General features: G+C 63.2%; 15 protein-coding genes and 1 pseudogene. 6 read left to right on the top strand and 10 right to left on the bottom strand.

All coding sequences use genetic code 11. The annotated features are described in order from the left end of the window. Nucleotides 1–36: 36 nt before the first annotated feature. Nucleotides 37–1,491, top strand: coding sequence for a TrkH family potassium uptake protein (locus tag BLV18_RS06005; RefSeq protein ID WP_049861041.1), 1,455 nt, complete (start codon nt 37–39; stop codon nt 1,489–1,491). 21 nt (nt 1,492–1,512) lie between these two features. Here BLV18_RS06005 and BLV18_RS06000 read toward each other — a convergent pair whose 3' ends face one another. The 4 genes from BLV18_RS06000 to recQ form a co-directional block, all read right to left on the bottom strand. Then, nucleotides 1,513–1,818: an Rdx family protein gene (locus BLV18_RS06000; protein WP_090356985.1), complete on the bottom strand. Its 306-nt coding sequence runs from the start codon at nt 1,816–1,818 to the stop codon at nt 1,513–1,515. Then, entirely contained in the window at nt 1,815–3,932 is a 2,118-nt protein-coding gene (locus BLV18_RS05995; protein ID WP_090356982.1) for a FimV/HubP family polar landmark protein, read from the bottom strand. The genes BLV18_RS06000 and BLV18_RS05995 overlap by 4 nt, the downstream gene beginning before the upstream one ends. A gap of 82 nt (nt 3,933–4,014) precedes the next feature. Next, nucleotides 4,015–4,452 carry a MarR family transcriptional regulator gene (locus tag BLV18_RS05990; RefSeq protein WP_049861044.1) on the bottom strand — a complete coding sequence of 146 codons (438 nt, stop codon included), beginning with the start codon at nt 4,450–4,452 and terminating at the stop codon, nt 4,015–4,017. A gap of 122 nt (nt 4,453–4,574) precedes the next feature. Further along, nucleotides 4,575–6,716 carry a DNA helicase RecQ gene (recQ, locus tag BLV18_RS05985; RefSeq protein WP_090356980.1) on the bottom strand — a complete coding sequence of 714 codons (2,142 nt, stop codon included), beginning with the start codon at nt 6,714–6,716 and terminating at the stop codon, nt 4,575–4,577. Nucleotides 6,717–6,974: 258 nt separating this feature from the next. On the opposite strand from recQ, the gene BLV18_RS05980 reads away from it, so the two are divergent. From BLV18_RS05980 to BLV18_RS05970, 3 genes are all read left to right on the top strand, one after another. Continuing rightward, the gene (locus tag BLV18_RS05980) at nt 6,975–7,562 is read left to right on the top strand and encodes a UPF0149 family protein (protein ID WP_090356978.1); all 588 of its coding nucleotides are present in this window, start codon (nt 6,975–6,977) and stop codon (nt 7,560–7,562) included. Between the two features lie 9 nt (nt 7,563–7,571). Then, nucleotides 7,572–7,952 carry a YbaN family protein gene (locus BLV18_RS05975; RefSeq protein WP_090356975.1) on the top strand — a complete coding sequence of 127 codons (381 nt, stop codon included), beginning with the start codon at nt 7,572–7,574 and terminating at the stop codon, nt 7,950–7,952. 435 nt (nt 7,953–8,387) lie between these two features. Further along, on the top strand, nt 8,388–9,746 hold the full coding sequence (locus tag BLV18_RS05970; RefSeq protein WP_049861048.1) for a TolC family outer membrane protein: 1,359 nt from the start codon (nt 8,388–8,390) through the stop codon (nt 9,744–9,746). 73 nt (nt 9,747–9,819) lie between these two features. On the opposite strand, the gene BLV18_RS05965 is transcribed toward BLV18_RS05970, so the two are convergent. Next, nucleotides 9,820–10,782, bottom strand: coding sequence for a zinc-binding dehydrogenase (locus BLV18_RS05965; RefSeq protein WP_090356973.1), 963 nt, complete (start codon nt 10,780–10,782; stop codon nt 9,820–9,822). Nucleotides 10,783–10,921: 139 nt separating this feature from the next. Between BLV18_RS05965 and BLV18_RS05960 the strand changes: the two genes are divergently transcribed. Next, on the top strand, nt 10,922–13,003 hold the full coding sequence (locus BLV18_RS05960) for a carboxy terminal-processing peptidase (protein ID WP_204951010.1): 2,082 nt from the start codon (nt 10,922–10,924) through the stop codon (nt 13,001–13,003). Nucleotides 13,004–13,173: 170 nt separating this feature from the next. Beyond that, nucleotides 13,174–14,355 (top strand): annotated as a pseudogene (locus BLV18_RS05955) (EAL domain-containing protein); the annotation flags it as partial. Nucleotides 14,356–14,363: 8 nt separating this feature from the next. Here the strand turns inward: BLV18_RS05955 and BLV18_RS05950 are convergent. The 5 genes from BLV18_RS05950 to pcaQ all read right to left on the bottom strand — a co-directional run bounded on the left by BLV18_RS05950 (nt 14,364) and on the right by pcaQ (nt 17,788). Continuing rightward, nucleotides 14,364–14,735 carry a hypothetical protein gene (locus BLV18_RS05950; RefSeq protein WP_049861051.1) on the bottom strand — a complete coding sequence of 124 codons (372 nt, stop codon included), beginning with the start codon at nt 14,733–14,735 and terminating at the stop codon, nt 14,364–14,366. Continuing rightward, a complete protein-coding gene (locus BLV18_RS05945; RefSeq protein ID WP_090356967.1) occupies nt 14,732–15,085 on the bottom strand; it encodes a helix-turn-helix domain-containing protein in 354 nt (117 codons plus the stop codon). The genes BLV18_RS05950 and BLV18_RS05945 overlap by 4 nt, the downstream gene beginning before the upstream one ends. 115 nt (nt 15,086–15,200) lie before the next feature. After that, nucleotides 15,201–15,647, bottom strand: coding sequence for a YkvA family protein (locus BLV18_RS05940; protein ID WP_049861053.1), 447 nt, complete (start codon nt 15,645–15,647; stop codon nt 15,201–15,203). Nucleotides 15,648–15,932: 285 nt separating this feature from the next. Then, nucleotides 15,933–16,694 (bottom strand): BamJ family beta-barrel-assembly machinery protein, encoded by a 762-nt coding sequence (gene bamJ / locus BLV18_RS05935; protein WP_049861054.1) that lies wholly within the window; start codon nt 16,692–16,694, stop codon nt 15,933–15,935. A gap of 158 nt (nt 16,695–16,852) precedes the next feature. After that, nucleotides 16,853–17,788: a pca operon transcription factor PcaQ gene (pcaQ, locus tag BLV18_RS05930; RefSeq protein ID WP_090356965.1), complete on the bottom strand. Its 936-nt coding sequence runs from the start codon at nt 17,786–17,788 to the stop codon at nt 16,853–16,855. Nucleotides 17,789–17,922 lie beyond the last annotated feature (134 nt).

The following is a 17,922-nucleotide window of genomic DNA, read 5'->3' as shown; positions in this document are numbered from 1 at the left end:
ATGGCGGCCCTTTCCTTCATGGCCAGAGCTGACCCCATGGCGTTGCCGACCCTGCGCATCATCGGTTTCATTATCGGCATCTTCCTGATCACCCTGGCCGTGAGCATGGTCGTGCCCATGGGCACGCTGGTGGTGTTCGAGCGCACCGAAGACATCCAGTCGTTTCTATGGGCCAGCCTGATCACCTTCGTTGCCGGCCTGATGCTGGTACTGCCGGGACGCCCCGACAACGTCAACCTGCGGCCGCGCGACATGTACCTGCTGACGGTCAGCAGCTGGGTAGTGGTCTGCGTGTTCGCCGCCCTGCCCTTTTTGCTGACCAACCACATCAGCTACACCGACGCCTTCTTCGAAAGCATGTCGGGGATCACCGCCACCGGCTCGACGGTGCTCAGTCACCTGGACGAAATGTCCCCCGGCATCCTCATGTGGCGTTCGATGCTGCACTGGCTCGGCGGCATCGGCTTCATCGGCATGGCCGTGGCGATCCTGCCGCTGTTGCGCATCGGTGGGATGCGCCTGTTCCAGACCGAATCCAGCGATCGCTCGGAAAAGGTCATGCCGCGCTCGCACATGGTCGCCAAGTTCATCGTGCTGGTGTATGTCGGCTTCACCGCGCTGGGCACCCTGGGCTTCTGGCTGGCGGGGATGAGCCCGTTCGATGCGGTCAACCATGCGATGTCGGCGATCTCCACCGGCGGTTTCTCGACCTCCGACCTGTCCCTGGGCAAATGGCAGCAACCGGCCGTGCACTGGGTGGCCATCGTGGTGATGATCCTGGGCAGCCTGCCCTTCGCCCTCTACGTCTCGACCCTGCGCGGCAACCGCCAGGCCCTGCTGCGCGATCAGCAGGTGCAGGGCATGCTGATCCTGTTGGTGGTCACCTGGCTGGTGCTGGGCACCTGGTACTGGGCCACCACCGAACTGCCGTGGTGGACGGCGTTCCGCCACGTGGCGCTGAACGTCACCTCGGTGGTCACCACCACGGGCTTCGCCCTGGGCGACTACAGCCTGTGGGGCAACTTTTCCCTGATGCTGTTCTTCTACCTGGGCTTCATCGGCGGCTGCTCGGGCTCCACGGCAGGCGGGATCAAGATCTTCCGTTTTCAGGTCGCCTACATCCTGCTCAAATCCAACCTCAATCAGTTGATCCATCCGCGCGCAGTGATCAAGCAGAAGTACAACGGCCATCGCCTGGACGAGGAGATCGTGCGATCGATCCTGACCTTCTCGTTCTTCTTCGGCTTCACCGTCGGCATCATCGCGCTGGCGCTGTCGCTGCTGGGCCTGGACTGGATGACTGCACTCACCGGGGCCGCCAGCACGGTCTCCGGCGTCGGTCCCGGCCTGGGCGAGGTGATCGGCCCGGCCGGCAACTTCGCCACCCTCCCCGACGCGGCGAAGTGGATACTGGCCGTGGGCATGCTGCTGGGCCGACTGGAAATCATCACCGTGCTGATCCTGTGCATGCCGGCGTTCTGGCGGCACTGATCGAGGCCGGCCCGGCAGGTTCTAGGAAGCGGGGCGCGCAGGCTCGTTGTGGCCAAGGTCACGGGCCGGATCGATCAGGTCGCGAATGCGTTGCTTGAGCACCTTGGCTTCGGGGAAACCACCGTCGGCCTTGCGCTCCCAGACCTGCACGCCGTCACAGGTGATGTGAAAGGTGCCCCCACTGGCCGGCGCCAGGGCGACCTGGCCTAGGTCCTCGCCGAAGGTGCTGAGCAGTTCCTGAGCCAGCCACGCGGCACGCAGCAACCACTGGCACTGGGTGCAGTAGGTGATCACCACCTGGGGCTTGGCGACGGCGACCTCGCTCATGCCTCACCCATCCGCGCCAGCAACTGGCGTGCCGCCTGTTTGCTGGACTCGTCGCCGTCCTCCAGCAGTTCGTGCAGCAAGGCGCTGGCTTCGCCTGCATCGCCCTCGTCGAACAACTGCTGGGCCTGATCGAGTTTCTGCGCCGACGCGTGCTGCTGTTCCAGGTCATCGAAATCGACGGTCAGGGCATCCAGCTCGGGCAGATCGCTGTCGGCGATGAAGCTGTCGAGGAATTCGTTGTCGATGTCTTCCTGACTCTTGCCGGCCGGGACGTCCTCGGTCTGGGGCTCTTCGATTGGCGGGAGCTCTTCGACTTCGGCGAAATCGCTGAGAAACTGCTCCTCGGGCATCTCGAAGACTTCCGGCAGTTCCTTGAGGTTGCTGGTGAACTCCGGGTCCATTGCCTCTTTGGCCATGGGCACGGCAGCCGGCTTGCTTTTGGGCGCCGGCGTGTCACCGAAGGGGCTGACCAGCGCCCAGTCGGCATCCATGGACAGGTCATCCAGGTTGAGCTGGAATTCACCGTCCTGCTGCGTCGTTGGCGCGGCTTCGGCCGGGGTGTCGAGTGCATCCAGATCGAAATCGGACAAATCGAAGTCGGCTTCCGGAGCAGATTCGGGCGCAGGCGCGGGCTGGGGCTCGGAGTGCACAGGGGCGGCAGCGGCGGCAGTGGTGGCCAGAACTGCCGCCGTGGCTGCGGGCGCCAGACTGGCAGGGGCCGTGGCGGCTGGCGAAGAAGGTGCCAGAGCAGATTGGAGGTTTGGGAAGCGGCCGCGTATCTCGCTCAGCGTCTGTGGGTTGAAACCCGCCGAAAGCAGCAGGGCCTCCTGTTCGGCAAAGCCCTTGGCATTGCCCTGCTGGCCGAGCACTTCGAGCATGCGCACGCGCAGATCGGTGCGCTCCGGCTGCCTGGCCAGACCGTCGCGCAGAATGCCCAAGGCCTCATTGAAGCGCCCGTAGGCGATATAGATGCTTGCGCCGTCCAGGGCGTCGGTGGCCGTCGGGGCTTCCCGGCGTGGCACCGGCGCAGGCTCGGCGCGCTTGGGCGGCGCGGCTTCCACTACCGTGGGTGCTGCGGCAGCGACCAGCGGCGCAGGCTGCACCGGCTGGGTCAGCACCGGTTCGAAAGCCGCAAGCGATGCCGCCGACTTGCGTTGCCGCTGGCGACGCAACAGCAGCAATAGCGCGATGATCAGCAGCAAGGCAGCCACCAGCGCCAGGATATTCAGCCAACCGCTACTGTCTTCTGCGGTCGTGGGCGCTGGCGTGGCGACCGGAGCAGGCGCCGAGACCTGTGCAGCAGGTGCTGGCGACGCTACGGGCGCAGGGGTCGCGGTTGCAGTCCCGGGTACGACAGCGGAGGAAGATGCAGGCGGCGTTTCAGCCAACCGCGCCTGCAACTGGGCGACCTCCTTGTCCTTGTCGGCCACCTGCGCCTCAAGGCTCTGCAGGCGCGCCTGCACGTCGTCGAAATTCTTTTGCAGTTGCTGGTTTTCCAGCGCAGCCGCTGCCAGTTGCGCCGCATCCTGCGAAGGCGCCGGCGCAGCGGCCTTGGCAGATGCCTGCCTGGCCGGCTCGTTCGCAGGCTGACTCGAGGTGCGGGGCTTGGCCGGCGCTTCAGCGGGCCGCTGGGTGTTCGCTTGTGCCACCGGCGTACGCTGCGGCGCGCGGTCGGCCAGGCCCGGGCCCATGCCCGGCGGATCGAGCAACACCGTGAAGGCCCGCAACAACTGCCCGTTTGGCCGACCGACCTGGATCACGAAACTCATGAACGGCTCGGTGACCACCTTGCTGGAGCTGACGTGAATGACCTTGCGGCCACCGCTGAAATCGGGCGTGAACTTCAGGTCGTTGAGGAAGAAGCTGCGTTCCACCCCCACCCTGGCGAACTCTTCGGCTGTCGCCAGACTGGCACTGATGTCGTCCTGTTCCAACCCGGCCGTGTCGAGCAGGGCGATGTCGGCGCGAAACGGCTGGTTGAGCGACGAGCGCAGGGTCAGCTCGCCCAGGCCCAGGGCCGACGCGGCCGTGGAATAGCACAGCGCCAAGGCCCATACCGGTGCCAGCAGACGAAGTGAGGCGAACCTTGAACGCGACGGTATACGCACTTGCATGGGAATCCCTTGAAGACCGACATCCAATAACTTTATAGCCTGTGCAACCCGCTTGCTCCAAGCGGATGACGGCCCGTTGACTTCAGGATTTCTTTTCCAGATTCGCCAGGATGCGGCTGTGTACCCGCATGGCGGTGCTCAATTCTTCTTCGTCGACGCCCGTGAACAGTTCGACACGCAAGGCGTTGGCGATGGTTTCGATCTGCTCGATGAGTGGCCGTGCCGGCGGGCAGAGCATGAGCTTCTTGGCGCGGCGGTCTTCGACCACGGCCTGGCGCTCGACCAGGCCCTGAGCTTCGAGGCTGTCCAGCAGCCGGGCCAGGGTCGGCCCCTCGACGCCTACGCTCTGGGCCAGCTCGCGCTGGGTCGGAGGTTCGTCGAACCGCGCCAGGTGCAGCAGCACCAGCCAACGGGCCTGCGACAATCCCAATCCGGCCAGCCGGCGGTCCAGTTCGGCCCGCCACCCACGGGACATGTGCGCCAGCTGCATTCCGAAGCGATGTTGATCAGTTAACGGCATAGATCTCTCTTGAAAAAACAGCCTCGCACAAGCAGCGCCTGCGCGAAGGCCGGAGCTGATGATTAGTCAGCTAATCATGACCTTAGCCCACAGGCAAGACTCATGCCCAGTGGCAGCCTCGTTCACACTTCGAATTCGGACTGCAACGCTGCGCGTACGCAATACAGCACGCCTTCGGGCACACGACCGGCGAATTGCCCTGCAATCTCGGCGACAGCGGGCAATTCCCCCTCGACGTCGAGAAAGGCGTCCTGTACTTCGCTCATCAATTCTTCGGGAAGGTCCAGCGCCTGCTCCAGCGACAGTTGCTGTTGGCCAATCGCTTCGGCGAGCAGGCTGTAGACATTCTTCTCACTGCACTGTAACTGGCCGGCGATCTGCAGCGGCGTCATGCCCGCACGGGCCAGGCTGATGAGCTCGTGGCGGATATCGGCCACCTCGCGTGGCGCTTCTCCGCCGCCCGTACCGGCCAGAACCTGCAGGAAGGCTTCGCCGTAGCGCTCCAGCTTGCGTGCGCCAACGCCGCTGACCCGGCCCATTTCGGCCATGCTGGTCGGCTGGCTGCGGAGCATTTCCAGCAAGGTCGAGTCAGGGAAGATGACATAGGGCGGTACCGCATGCTCCTGGGCCAGGTTGCGGCGCAAGGTACGCAGCGCTTCCCACTGTTCGCGCTCTTCGCCGCGCACCAGCTGGCTGGCCGGGCTGGCCGAGCCGCTGCCACGGGTGGAGGACGTCTGCGGCTTGAGCTCCTTGCGCAGCGCAAGCGTCACCTCGCCACGCAGCAGCGGGCGGCAGCTGTCGCTCAGGCGCAGACCGCCATAGCCTTCCAGGTCGATGTCGGCCAGGCCGCGCGCGACCACCTGGCGATACAGGGAACGCCACTCTCCTTCCGAGCGGCCCTTGCCGACACCGAACACCGCCAGTTTGTCGTGGCCGAAACTGCGCACCTTCTCGGTGTCCTTGCCCAGCAGCACGTCCACCAGATGGCCAACGCCATAGCGCTGCCCGGTGCGGTAGATCGCCGACAGCGCCTGACGGGCCGGCTCGGTGGCGTCCCAGGTCTGCACGCCGTCGACACAGTTGTCGCAGTGACCGCAGGGCTGGGGCATGTCTTCGTCGAAATAGGCCAGCAGCGCCTGCCGACGGCAGCGGGTTTCTTCGCACAACGCCAGCATGGCGTCGAGCTTGTGATGCTCCAGACGCTTGTGCCGCTCGTCGCCTTCGGAATTCTGCAGCATCTGCTTGAGCATCAGCACATCCTGCAGCCCGTAGGCCATCCAGGCATCGGCCGGCAGACCATCGCGGCCGGCGCGACCGGTTTCCTGGTAGTAGGCCTCCAGCGACTTGGGCAGGTCCATGTGCGCCACGAAACGCACGTTGGGCTTGTCGATGCCCATGCCGAAGGCGATGGTGGCGACCATGATCAAGCCTTCCTCGTTGAGGAAGCGCTTCTGGTTGGCAGCGCGCGTCGCCGCCGGCAGGCCGGCGTGGTACGGCAGCGCTGGAAAGTTGTTCTCGCACAGGAAGGCGGCGACCTCGTCGACTTTCTTGCGTGACAGGCAATAGACGATGCCGGCGTCGCTGCGCCGCTCGGCGAGGAATGCCAGCAACTGTTTGCGCGGGCTTTCCTTGGGCACGATGCGGTAGAAGATGTTGGGCCGGTCGAAGCTGGAAAGAAAACGCTCGGCATCCTGCAGATGCAGACGGGTGACGATCTCTTCACGGGTGCGCTTGTCGGCGGTGGCGGTCAGGGCGATCCGCGGCACGTGGGGGAACTGTTCGGCCAACTGGCCCAGTTGCAGGTATTCGGGACGGAAATCGTGGCCCCATTGGGAAACGCAGTGGGCCTCGTCAATGGCGAACAGGGCAATGTCCAGGCCACGGAGGAAATCCAGCATGCGCGGCTGCACCAGACGCTCGGGCGCCAGGTACAGCATCTTTATTTCACCGCGACGAATGCGCGCGGCCAGCTCGCGCTGCTCGTCGGTACTGAGCGTGGAATTGAGCGCGGCGGCGGCCACCCCGAGCTCCTCGAGGGTGGCGACCTGGTCGTCCATCAGGGCGATCAGCGGCGAGACCACCACCGCCAGGCCGTCGCGCAACAGCGCCGGCACCTGAAAGCACAGCGATTTGCCGCCGCCGGTGGGCATCAATACCAAGGCATCGCCACCGCGGGCCACACGCTCGATAATGGCACCCTGGCGACCGCGGAAGCTGTCGTAGCCGAAGATGTCCTTAAGAACGCGTTGAGCCTGTTCGAGCATGGGTCACTCCAGAAATCGTAAAACCACCCGGGCCGCACAGGCTGGATGAAAACCGCTTTCGCTGCATCCGCCATTGCGTAAGCGCGAGTTACCACCCCGTGGATTCGGGGCCTGAGCGAAAGACCGCGGCAGTATACCCCAGTGCCTGCAGCGTCGCGCGGCAGCCGGACATCCTGCCATTTCACCCCTTGGGTGGCGCACAAGGCCTAACAAGGCCTAGAATTCACTATCCGCATAGTCTTCCAAGGTAACCTGTTAATGTCCTTCGCCGAGCAACTGACCCGCCTGCAAGCCTTCCTCGACGCCGATGAGCTGCATGACGAGGCGCTGGACTACGTCGCCGCCCATGGCTACCTGACCGCCCTGTCGATCTGCTCCGAAGAAGTTCCGGAGCGTGAATGGATCGATGCCCTGTTCGCCGAGCCGCCTCATTACAGCGATGATGCCCAGCGTGAAGAGATCGAAGGCACGCTCATCCAGCTCAAGGCGCACATCGCTCGCCAGTTGGCCAGCGACGAAGAATTCGAGCTGCCATGCGATCTCGATCTGGGCGATGAGCCGGACGATTCCGACCTGCGCGGCTGGTGCATCGGTTTCATGGAAGGCGTGTTCCTGCGCGAAGCCGCCTGGTTCGAAACCGCCGAGGACGAAGTCAGCGAAATGCTCCTGCCGATCATGGTCGGTTCCGGCCTGTTCGACGAGCAGCCGGAGTTCTCCGACATCGCCGCCGACGCTAATCTGATGGACGACATGATCGTGCAGATCCCCGAGGCGCTGACGGCCCTCTACCTGTTGTGCAACGCCCCGGATGAAAAGCCGGCGATTCTCAAGCCGCGCCATCACTAAGCAACGGCCGTGGCTCAAGCCCGGCCAGCCTGGCTGCGCTACCTGCTGCTGGGCATTGGTTGCGCAAGCGTCTGCCTGGGCGTCATCGGCATCTTCCTGCCGATCATGCCCACCACCCCATTCCTGCTGCTGGCGGCTGCGTGTTTCGCACGAAGCTCGCCGCGCTTCCATGCCTGGCTGCTTGGCCATCCACGGCTGGGGCCTTTGCTCAAAGCCTATCTGGACGGCGAAGGCATCCCCTTGAAAGCCAAGGTGCTGGCCATCGGTTCGATGTGGATCAGTATCGCCGTGTCGTGCTGGCTGGTGCCATTGCCATGGCTACGCGTGCTGATGATAGCTGTGGGGCTGGCAGTCACTGTTTATATCGCTTTGCAGAAAACACGCAGATGACTCCGGTCATTGGCGACGAATGGTCATGCCGTGACAAAACCTTAATTAAATCAATTAGCTAATCTTTAATATAAGTCTGGATCAACGGTGATACAGGCGCCTGAAAGTGACAGTTTTCCGTCACTATTTTGACTCCAGCTTCCCGCCTTAGCTTTGGCGCAGCCTGCCACCCCCCAAAACGCTGGCCCTAAGCCTTACACCCCACGCAACCCCGCTCCCCGCTTGCTCCTCAGGCGCTATGAAATCTATTTGCCATCATCGCAAGGAATGATGGCATAACTATTTTTTGCTCTATATCATGTGAAAATTCCGTTGAAAGCGCTGCCCTCGGTGCCTCGATTGCGCCTATCACAAACCTTAAACGGACTTTTAACCAAGTTGTTCGCCAACATTCTGGCGTATGCCTGACTTCAAACATAACGGAGAAGCACCCGAATGCGCGTTTTCACCCCCATCTGCAGCGCGATCTTGTTGGCCATGGCGTGCTCGCACGCGCAAGCCATGTCACTCACCCAGGCGATCCAGAGCACCGTGGATAACCATCCTGAGCTGGCATCCAACATCAACAGTCGCCTGGCCGCGGATGAGGACACGAAAATCGCCCAGGGCGCCTACCGCCCCAGCGTTGATTTCGTTGCCGGCTACGGGCGCGAGCGTTCGGACAACCTGAACACCCGCGCCCGTGGTGACCACAACAAGGAAACGCTGAACTACACCCAGTCGGAACTGCGTCTGCGCCAGATGCTGTTCGACGGTTCCAGCGCTTCCAGCGAAATCAGCCGGACTCGCTCCACTGCTACGTCCCGTGCCTACTACGTTCAGGCCACCGCCCAGGACCTGGCCCTGCGCGCCGTTCAGGTGTACCTGGATGTACTGCGCAACCGCGAATTGGTGACCCTGGCCAAGAACAACCTGCAAGCGCACTTGCGCGTCAACGACCAGATCGGCCTGCGCAGCGAGCGCGGCGTCGGCAGCACGGCGGACGTCGATCAGTCGCGCGCCCGTCGCGCCCTGGCTGAGAACAACTACAACACCGCCCAGGTCAACCTGGCCGATGCCGAAGCTGCGTTCTTCAGCGCCGTGGGCCGTATGCCCGACGAGCTGGAACCCCTGCCTTCGATCCGTGGTGAACTGCCAGGCGACCTGAACGCCGCGCGCCAGTCCATGATGGAAAACAACCCGTACCTCAAATCGGCCCAGGCCGACGTGCAGGCTGCCGAGAGCCAGTATGAAGGCGCCAAGTCCGCGTTCTACCCACGGGTCGACGCGGAACTGGCCACCGGTGCCAACAACAACCTGTCCGGCGAGCGCGGTCACAACAACACCGACTGGCGTGCAGGCGTGAGCATGAGCTACAACCTGTACCGCGGCGGCAGCGACAAGGCGCGCCTGCAGGGCGACGCGCACCGCATCAACCAGGCCATGGACATCCGCAACAACGCCCTGCGTCAGTTGAACGAAAACCTGGCGCTGTCGTGGAACGCGATGAAAAACGCCGGCACGCAAATCCCGTATGCCCGCGAATACGCCGAAACCACCACGCGCGTGCGTGCGGCCTATCAGGACCAGTTCGGTCTCGGCCAGCGGACCCTGCTCGACGTGCTCGACAGTGAAAACGAGCTGTACACCGCCAACACCCGCTACGCCGAAGTCCGCTACACCGAGGAATACTCGATGTATCGCGTGCTCTCCAACATGGGTGAGCTGCTGGCCAAGACCCGCGTCGTGCTGCCGGCCGAAGCCGTGGCGCTGACCGAAGTGAAGAGCGAAGCGCGTCTGCCTGAAATGCGCTGATTGCCGCCATGGCGAAACCCGTGGCCGCTCGTTCGCAGCCGGTCACGGATTTCGCCCAACGACAGCCCTGGGCTCAGCTCAGGGTTTCGTCGATCACCAGCACCACCTTCCCTGAAATCTGATTGCTTGCCAGCGCTTCGAACGCCGCCTCGGCGTCGGCGATCGGGAACGTCTTGGCCAACTGCGACTTCAAGCGCCCTTCGGTGAACAATGGCCATACCTGCTGGCCCAGGTCACTGAGCAGGTCGGCCTTGAATGCATCGTCACGGCTGCGCAAGGTCGAACCCTGCAAGCGCACGCGCTTGCTCAGCACCTTGGCTAGGTCGAACTGCGCCTGGCGGCCGCCCATCAGGCCGATCATCACCCAGCGTCCATCCAGCGCCACCACGTCCAGGTTCAGCTCGCTGTAGTTGGCGCCCACCGGGTCGAGGATCACATCGAACGGGCCCAGGTCCTTCAACCCTTCCAGGCCGTCACCCCGCACCACACCGCCCTGGGCACCCAATGCTTCGCAGTAGGCCAGGCGCTCGGCGGAGCCGACGCTGACCCAGGTGGGGTTGCCGAATGCCTTGCACAGCTGGATCGCCGCCGAGCCGATGCCGCTGGCGCCAGCATGCAGCAGGACCTTCTCGCCCGGTTGCAGATCGGCCAGCTGGAACAGGTTCAGCCACACCGTCGCGTAGACCTCGACGATGCCTGCGGCCTCGTGCAGGCTCAGCCCCTCGGGCACGGGCAGCACGTGACGGCCATCGACCACCACCTCCTCGGCCATGCCGCCCCCAGCCAGCAACGTGCACACCCTGTCACCAACCTGCCAGGACGAACCGACGCCGACCTCGCTGATGACGCCTGCACACTCAAGGCCCAGAATATCGCTGGCGCCCGGTGGCGGCGGGTACAGGCCGGCACGTTGCATCAAATCGGCCCGGTTGAGACCGGCCGCGGCGACGCGAATCTTCACTTGACCTACGTCACACGTCGGGCTCGGCCGTTCGCTCCACTCCACATGTCCTTCCACGCCTTGCAATGCCTTCACGGTGCCTCCATAGTTGAGTCATGACTGAGCCCGACGCCTTGGCGCCGGGCTTTTCGCATTATGCGTCCGGCTTCAACGGAACCGGCGAATTCAAAGACGGCCTAATATGCGTGATCAATTGCCCCCACGTCGAATCAGCATGAAGCATTTCATTCCCGGCAGTGCCCTGGCGCTGTGTATCGGCCTCGGCAGCTTGTCGATGTCCGCCAATACCTTGGCCGCCAACAGCTGGGACAAACTTCAGCCGGATCGCGACGAAGTGGTGGCCAGCCTCAATGTGGTCGAGCTGCTCAAGCGCCATCATTACAGCAAGCCGCCGCTCAACGATGCGCGCTCGGTCATCATCTATGACAGCTACATCAAGCTGCTTGATCCCTCGCGCAGCTATTTCACGGCGGCCGACATCGCCGAGTTCGATAAATGGAAGACTCAGTTCGACGACTTCCTGAAGAACGGCAACCTGGATCCCGGCTTCGTCATCTACAAGCGCTATCTGGATCGGGTCAAGGCCCGTCTGGACTTTGCCCTGGCTGAACTGAACAAGGGCGTCGACAAGTTCGACTTCACCACCAAGGAAACCCTGCTGGTCGACCGCAAGGACGCCCCTTGGCTGAAGAACGAAGCGGAGCTGGACGATCTGTGGCGCAAGCGCGTGAAGGATGAAGTGCTACGCCAGAAGATCGCCGGAAAAGACGCCGCGCAGATTCAGGAAACCCTGTCCAAGCGCTACAAGAACCAGCTTGCCCGCCTCGACCAGACCCGCGCCGAGGACATCTTCCAGGCGTACATCAATACCTTCGCCCAGTCCTACGACCCGCACACCAACTACCTGTCCCCGGACAACGCGGAAAACTTCGACATCAACATGAGCCTGTCGCTCGAAGGCATCGGTGCGGTCCTGCAAAGCGACAACGATCAGGTCAAGATCGTGCGCCTGGTCCCTGCCGGTCCGGCCGACAAGACCAAGCAGGTCGCCCCCGCCGACAAGATCATCGGCGTCGCCCAGGGCGACAAGGAAATGGTCGACGTGGTCGGCTGGCGCCTGGATGAAGTGGTCAAGCTGATTCGCGGCCCGAAAGGCTCCACCGTGCGCCTTGAAGTGATTCCGCACACCAATGCGCCCAACGATCAGACCAGCAAGATCGTCTCGATCACCCGCGAAGCGGTCAAGCTCGAAGAGCAGGCGGCGAAGAAGTCGATCCTCAACCTCAAGGAAAACGGCCGCGACTACAAGCTGGGCGTGATCGAGATTCCAGCCTTCTACCTGGACTTCAAGGCGTTCCGCGCCGGTGACCCGGACTACAAGTCGACCACCCGCGATGTGCGCAAGCTGCTCACCGAGCTGCAGAAGGAAAAAGTCGACGGTGTGGTCATTGACCTGCGCAACAACGGCGGCGGCTCCCTGCAGGAAGCCACCGAACTGACCAGCCTGTTCATCGAGAAAGGCCCGACCGTGCTGGTGCGCAACGCCGATGGCCGTGTCGACGTGCTCGAGGACGAAAACCCCGGCGCGTTCTACAAAGGCCCGCTGGCGCTGCTGGTCAACCGTCTGTCCGCTTCGGCCTCGGAGATTTTCGCCGGTGCCATGCAGGATTATCACCGCGCTCTGATCGTGGGCGGACAGACCTTCGGCAAGGGCACGGTGCAGACCATCCAGCCGCTCAACCACGGCGAGCTCAAGCTGACCCTGGCCAAGTTCTACCGGGTTTCCGGACAGAGCACCCAGCATCAGGGCGTGCTGCCGGACATCGCCTACCCGTCGATCATCGACACCAAGGAGATCGGCGAGAGCGCCCTGCCCGAAGCGATGCCGTGGGACACCATCCGCCCGGCCATCAAGCCGGCCAGCGATCCGTTCAAGCCGTACCTGGCCAAGCTGACCGCAGATCATGACGCGCGCACCGTCAAGGATCCGGAATTCATCTACATCCGCGATCGCCTGGCCCTGGCCGAGCAGTTGATGAAAGAGAAGACCGTGAGCCTGAACGAGGCCGATCGTCGTGCCCAGCACAGCGACATCGAAGCCAAGCAACTGGCGTTGGAAAACACCCGTCGCAAGGCCAAGGGCGAAGAGCCGCTCAAAGAGCTGAAGAAGGAAGACGAAGACGCACTGGGCGCCGATCCGGACAAGACCAAACCGGAAGACGACGCTTACCTGGCAGAGACCGGGCGCATCCTGCTCGACTACCTGAAACTCAATACGTCTGTGGCCAAGCACTGATCCACGGAAGTAATGACTGCAACGTGACACCTGCGTCATCAAACCGAAATGAAGCTGTCGTGAAATAGGGACCCGCTGCGTGAGCAGCGGGTCTTTTTTTGCGTCTGGCCCGGTGCTTTCAACCTGTTTCGAGCATCGGCCAGCACGACCTTCAGCAAGGTAGCGTACCGATGACCGTCATTGAACAGCTCAGCGCCCTGGACACCATTCTGGCCCAAGGCGGTGTGCACAGCTTGTTCCAGCCGATCGTGTCACTGTCCCAACGACAGATCCTGGGCTTCGAGGCATTGAGTCGAGGGCCGTCGAACAGCCCGCTGCACTCGCCGATCAATCTGTTCGCCGTCGCCCGCCAGGCCGGGCGGCTCAACGAGCTGGAGATGATGTGCCGCGACACCGCCTGCCGCCGCTTCAGCGAACAGCGCCTGGACGGCAAGCTGTTTCTCAACGTGTCGCCCGAGTCGCTGCTCGAACCGCTGCACGAAAACGGCCGCACCTTGCAGTTGTTGCAACGCTACGGCATCAGCCCGAACCAAGTGGTCATCGAACTCACCGAACAAACCCCCACCGACGATTTTCAACTGCTGTTCAACGCGCTGCATCATTACCGCGCCATGGGGTTTTCCATTGCCCTGGACGACTTGGGAGCAGGCTATTCGAGTCTGCGCCTGTGGTCGGAATTGCGCCCGGACTACGTGAAGATCGACCGTCACTTCATCGATGGCATTCACCAGGACGCCCTCAAGCGTGAGTTCGTCGGCTCCATCCTGCAGATCGCCAAGGCCTCCAAAGCCCAGGTGATCGCCGAGGGCATCGAGCTGGAGGAGGAGTTGCTGGTGCTCATCGAGATGGGCGTCGACCTGGTCCAGGGCTATCTGCTCTGCCGTCCTCAGGAGCAGCCGCCACGGGATGCCCGGGCGCTGATTCCTGATCTGGAAGACAGTCACCCTCCCCTGGGCGGAGACGGCAGCGACCTGTCCGCGCTGATCATCGAACAAGCCGCGGTGCAGCGCGATACTTCGACCCGGCAGGTGCTGGAAGCCTTCCGCCTGCAGGCCGACCTGAACACCCTGGCCGTGGTCGACGACGAGGGCCGCCCCTGTGGCATCGTCCATCGGCGCGCACTGTCGGATGCGCTGTTCGAGCCCTTCGCCGCCGACCTGCTCGCGCGCAAGCCGATCAGCCGACTGATGAGCAGTGATTTCCTCGCGGTCGACATCAAGCAGTCCCTGCAACAGGTCAGCCGCCTACTGACCGGACGTGCCCGGCAACGGATCGAAGAGGACTTCATGATCATTCAGGGTGGGCGATACCTGGGCCTGGGGCGACTGATCGACGTACTCAGACTGATCACCGGGCCGGCCTAGACCGCCGTGCTGGACGGGTACGCATACTCGAACACGCGCACCACTTCCGAGGCGTGCCAGGCGGCAGCCGCCACGCCATCCGATGGACCGGAGAAGCGCCCGAGCTTTTCAACGCACTCGAAAAAGCCGGGACGCGGCAGCCGGCTCGCGCCCTGGCTGATCACCAGCGAGCTGCGCAACGGTTGGTCGGCGCGGGCATCGAGCATGGCCAGGTATTCCAGCGCCGCCGTGAGGGTCTGCATGGCAGGCGTGGGCAATGCCAGACGTTCGAGCAGCGCGCGGTAGGTGAGCAAGTGGCGCTGGTGCCGCGCAACGTCGAGCTCGCTCAGCAGGCCCTCCCATTGCTGCCGACTGATGCGCACGCTCACGACTCGCCGCTCCAGCCCGGCACCCCCAATTCCCAGGCAAGGCTGCGGCGGATGGCAGCATCGGGCTCGCGCTCGCCGGTTTCGATCATCGACAGGTAGGAAGGACTGATGCCGACCGCGCGGGCCAGGCTGTCCAGAGGCACGCCCTGGGTCTCGCGCAATTCGCGCAGGCGCTGGAAGCTGGGAGGCGGGACGTGAGCGGCCGGAGCGGCTGGTTCGCTGGACGCTTCGGTGTCTGAAGACTGCTCGACCGAGCTGCCTGCGGCGGCAGCCAGAAGCCGTTGATACTCGGCCCATGGCACCACCGCGTATTCCGGCTGGCCGTCACGGCTTATCACCTGAACCCCCATTGCATCCTCCCGCACGATGGCTGCCTACATCGGATGATGCAAGCGTAATGCGGGGATGTTAACAGGGGATCGCCGACTTCGGGGCGTTAACTGCGCACCGAAGCCGGCAGCTGTATCAGCGGTGGGATTTTTCCAGCTCCAGCTCCTGCTCCGAAGCCGGCAGGCGTTCGACGACCCGCAGCTTCTCCGGAGACTGCCGCTCGCGCCAGGCGCGGAAGGTGTCCAGCTCGCCGGACAGGGTTTTCATGACCCAGGCCAGCACCGCGATGTCGTCCAGCATGCCGACGCCCAACAGCCAGTCGGGAATGGCATCGATGGGGCTGACGAAGTAGACCAGTCCAGCGACGATGGACAGCAACGCCTTTGGGCTGATGTTGCGGTACTCGCCCCGCCAGTAGGCCAGGCACAGGGCCTGGAGCAGTTGCACGTCTTCCTTCAGGGCGCCCAGCCGATAGCCCTTGCCCTTGCGCGCCACGGCGAAGATCAAGGCCGGCAGGCGGCCCCGACTCAGGATGCGTTCGGCAATGGGCAGAAAACGGGTGAAATTCCAAGGTGCCTTCATGAGCCCTCCGGTGCCGAATGGTGGTTTCAGGTTATCCACAGTATTTGTGGATAACCTTGTGAACAGAGCCGCTTTTCGCGCCTGACCCGCCCGGTTTTCAAGGGCTGAGGTCAAATCGGGCGTTTTTTACTCACACAAAAAAGCCACGAAAATTCTTGACGCAGTGTTGCGAAAACGGCTAACGCAGCTTCATCTCAGACCCATTGGCCAAGGCCCGGTTCAAACGAAAACGCCCCGTCGAGACGGGGCGTTTCATCAAGCCGTGACGCTTCGCAGCAATAGCGCTTACTTGGCGGGTGCGGCTTCTTCGACTTCGGCATCGTCGGTTTCGGCAGCAGCGTCGGCAGCAGCCTTGGCAGCGTCCTTGATGGCGATCAGCTCAAGGTCGAACACCAGCACCGAGTTGGCCGGAATGGTCGGGCTCGGGCTCTGGGCGCCGTAGGCCAGATCGGCCGGGATGAACAGCTTGACCTTCTCGCCGACGTGCATCAGTTGCAGGCCTTCGACCCAGCCTGGAATCACGCCGCTGACCGGCAGATCGATCGGGGCGCCGCGCTCGATGGAGCTGTCGAAGACCTTGCCGTCGATCAGCTTGCCTTCGTAATGGACGGTGACCACGTCGGTCGGCTTGGGTTGGGCGCCGTCGGCCTTCTTGATGACCTGGTACTGCAGGCCCGAAGCGGTGGTGACCACGCCGTCTTTCTTGCCGTTTTCCTCGAGGAACTTCTTGCCGGCGGTCTGGGCCTCGGCGTTCATCTTGGTCATGCGTTCTTCAGCGCGTTTCTGCAGATCGGCGAAAGCTGCGACCAGCTCATCGTCCTTGATCTTCTGCTCTTTCTTGCCGACGGCGTCTTCAATACCCAGGGCGACGGCCTTGGAATCGAGATCGTCCATACCTTCCTGAGCCAGGCTCTTGCCCATGTTCAGGCCGATACCGTAGGAAGCTTTTTGCGCCGGGGTTTTGAGCTCGACGCTGGTCTGGGAATCGCAACCTGCGAGGACCAGGGTGACCAAGGCAACTGCCGCCGCCAACCGATGCTGTTTCATGCTATTTCCTTGTTCATGCGCCATAAGGGCAATCGAGTGAGGCCGCGAGCTTATCAGGCGGCCACGACCAATGGCTACCGGCATGAGAGAGGCAAAAAGCCGATAAGTTCAGGCCAGCAAAAGGAAAGTGGCTTGGCAGCGGCTGTATGAAAGATGTGTCATGGGAAGGTGGAGGACTGCTCATACTGCGCAGCCACTTCACGCACCACCTCACACAACCATTGCGCCGGCATCGACAGCGGCAGCGCGGCGTTGCGGCAGATGCCCACCGAGCCGCCCGGCTCGTGCACGCCCAGATCCAGTTCGTACAACTGGCCGGTGGCGATGTCGCGTTGCACCGCATCGCGTGGCGCGACCCAGATGGCATCGCTGCTGGCAACGTAGCGCCGACTGAGGGTCGGCGAAAGCGTTTCCAGACGTTGCGCAGACGGGGTGATCGCGCACTGCACGAACAAGCTGTCGGCGTGCTTGCGGATGGTCGTCCCAGCCAGCGGCAGCACCCACGGGCAGGCGCCGACCTGTTCGGCGTCCAACGGGCGCACTTCGAGCAGCGGATGGCCCGGGCGTACCACCAGGGTCATCGACTCGCTGTACAGGTGCTCGAACGACAGGCCCTGGATCTGCGGGCTGTCGGTCATGCGGCCGATCACCAGGTCCAGTTCGCCCACGTGCAGTTGCGCCAGCAGGTACGCCCCCGGGCCGGTCGCGACGCTGACGACCAGCGCGGCGTGGCGCGCGTGCAGGCGGCAGAGCACTTCGGGCAATAACTGGCTTTCGACGGTGGACAGCACACCGATGCGCACCTGGGGCGCTTCGTGCGGCTCGCCGCGCAGGCTGCTGACGCCGTCGCGCAGGGCCTGCACGCAGGGGCCGGCGTAGCGCATGAAGCGTACGCCTGCGGCCGTCAGCTCGACCCCGCTCTTGTCGCGCTCGAACAGGCGGGTCTGCAGCAGGTCTTCGAGTTCCTTGAGGGTCTTGGAAATCGCCGGCTGGCTGATGGACAAGGTATCGGCGGCCTTGGCGAAGCTACCCTGACGGGCAATTTCGAGAAAGCACAGCAGGTGGCGGAATTTGATGCGGCTGTCGAGGTTCATGGCGCCAATCGTAGCATTGGGCCTTGGGGTTTGCTTTGGTAGTGAGGGCCCCTGCACATCGAGCTTTCTTATGGGAGCAGTGGCCTTGGGGTTTGCTTTGGTAGTGAGGGCCTCTTCGCGGGCAGAGCCCGCTC

The sequence above is a fragment of the Pseudomonas coleopterorum genome, assembly GCF_900105555.1.
Classification (GTDB): domain Bacteria; phylum Pseudomonadota; class Gammaproteobacteria; order Pseudomonadales; family Pseudomonadaceae; genus Aquipseudomonas; species Aquipseudomonas coleopterorum.
The sequence above is the reverse complement of the archived record's forward strand: the minus strand, read 5'-3'. Positions and strand labels throughout refer to the sequence as shown.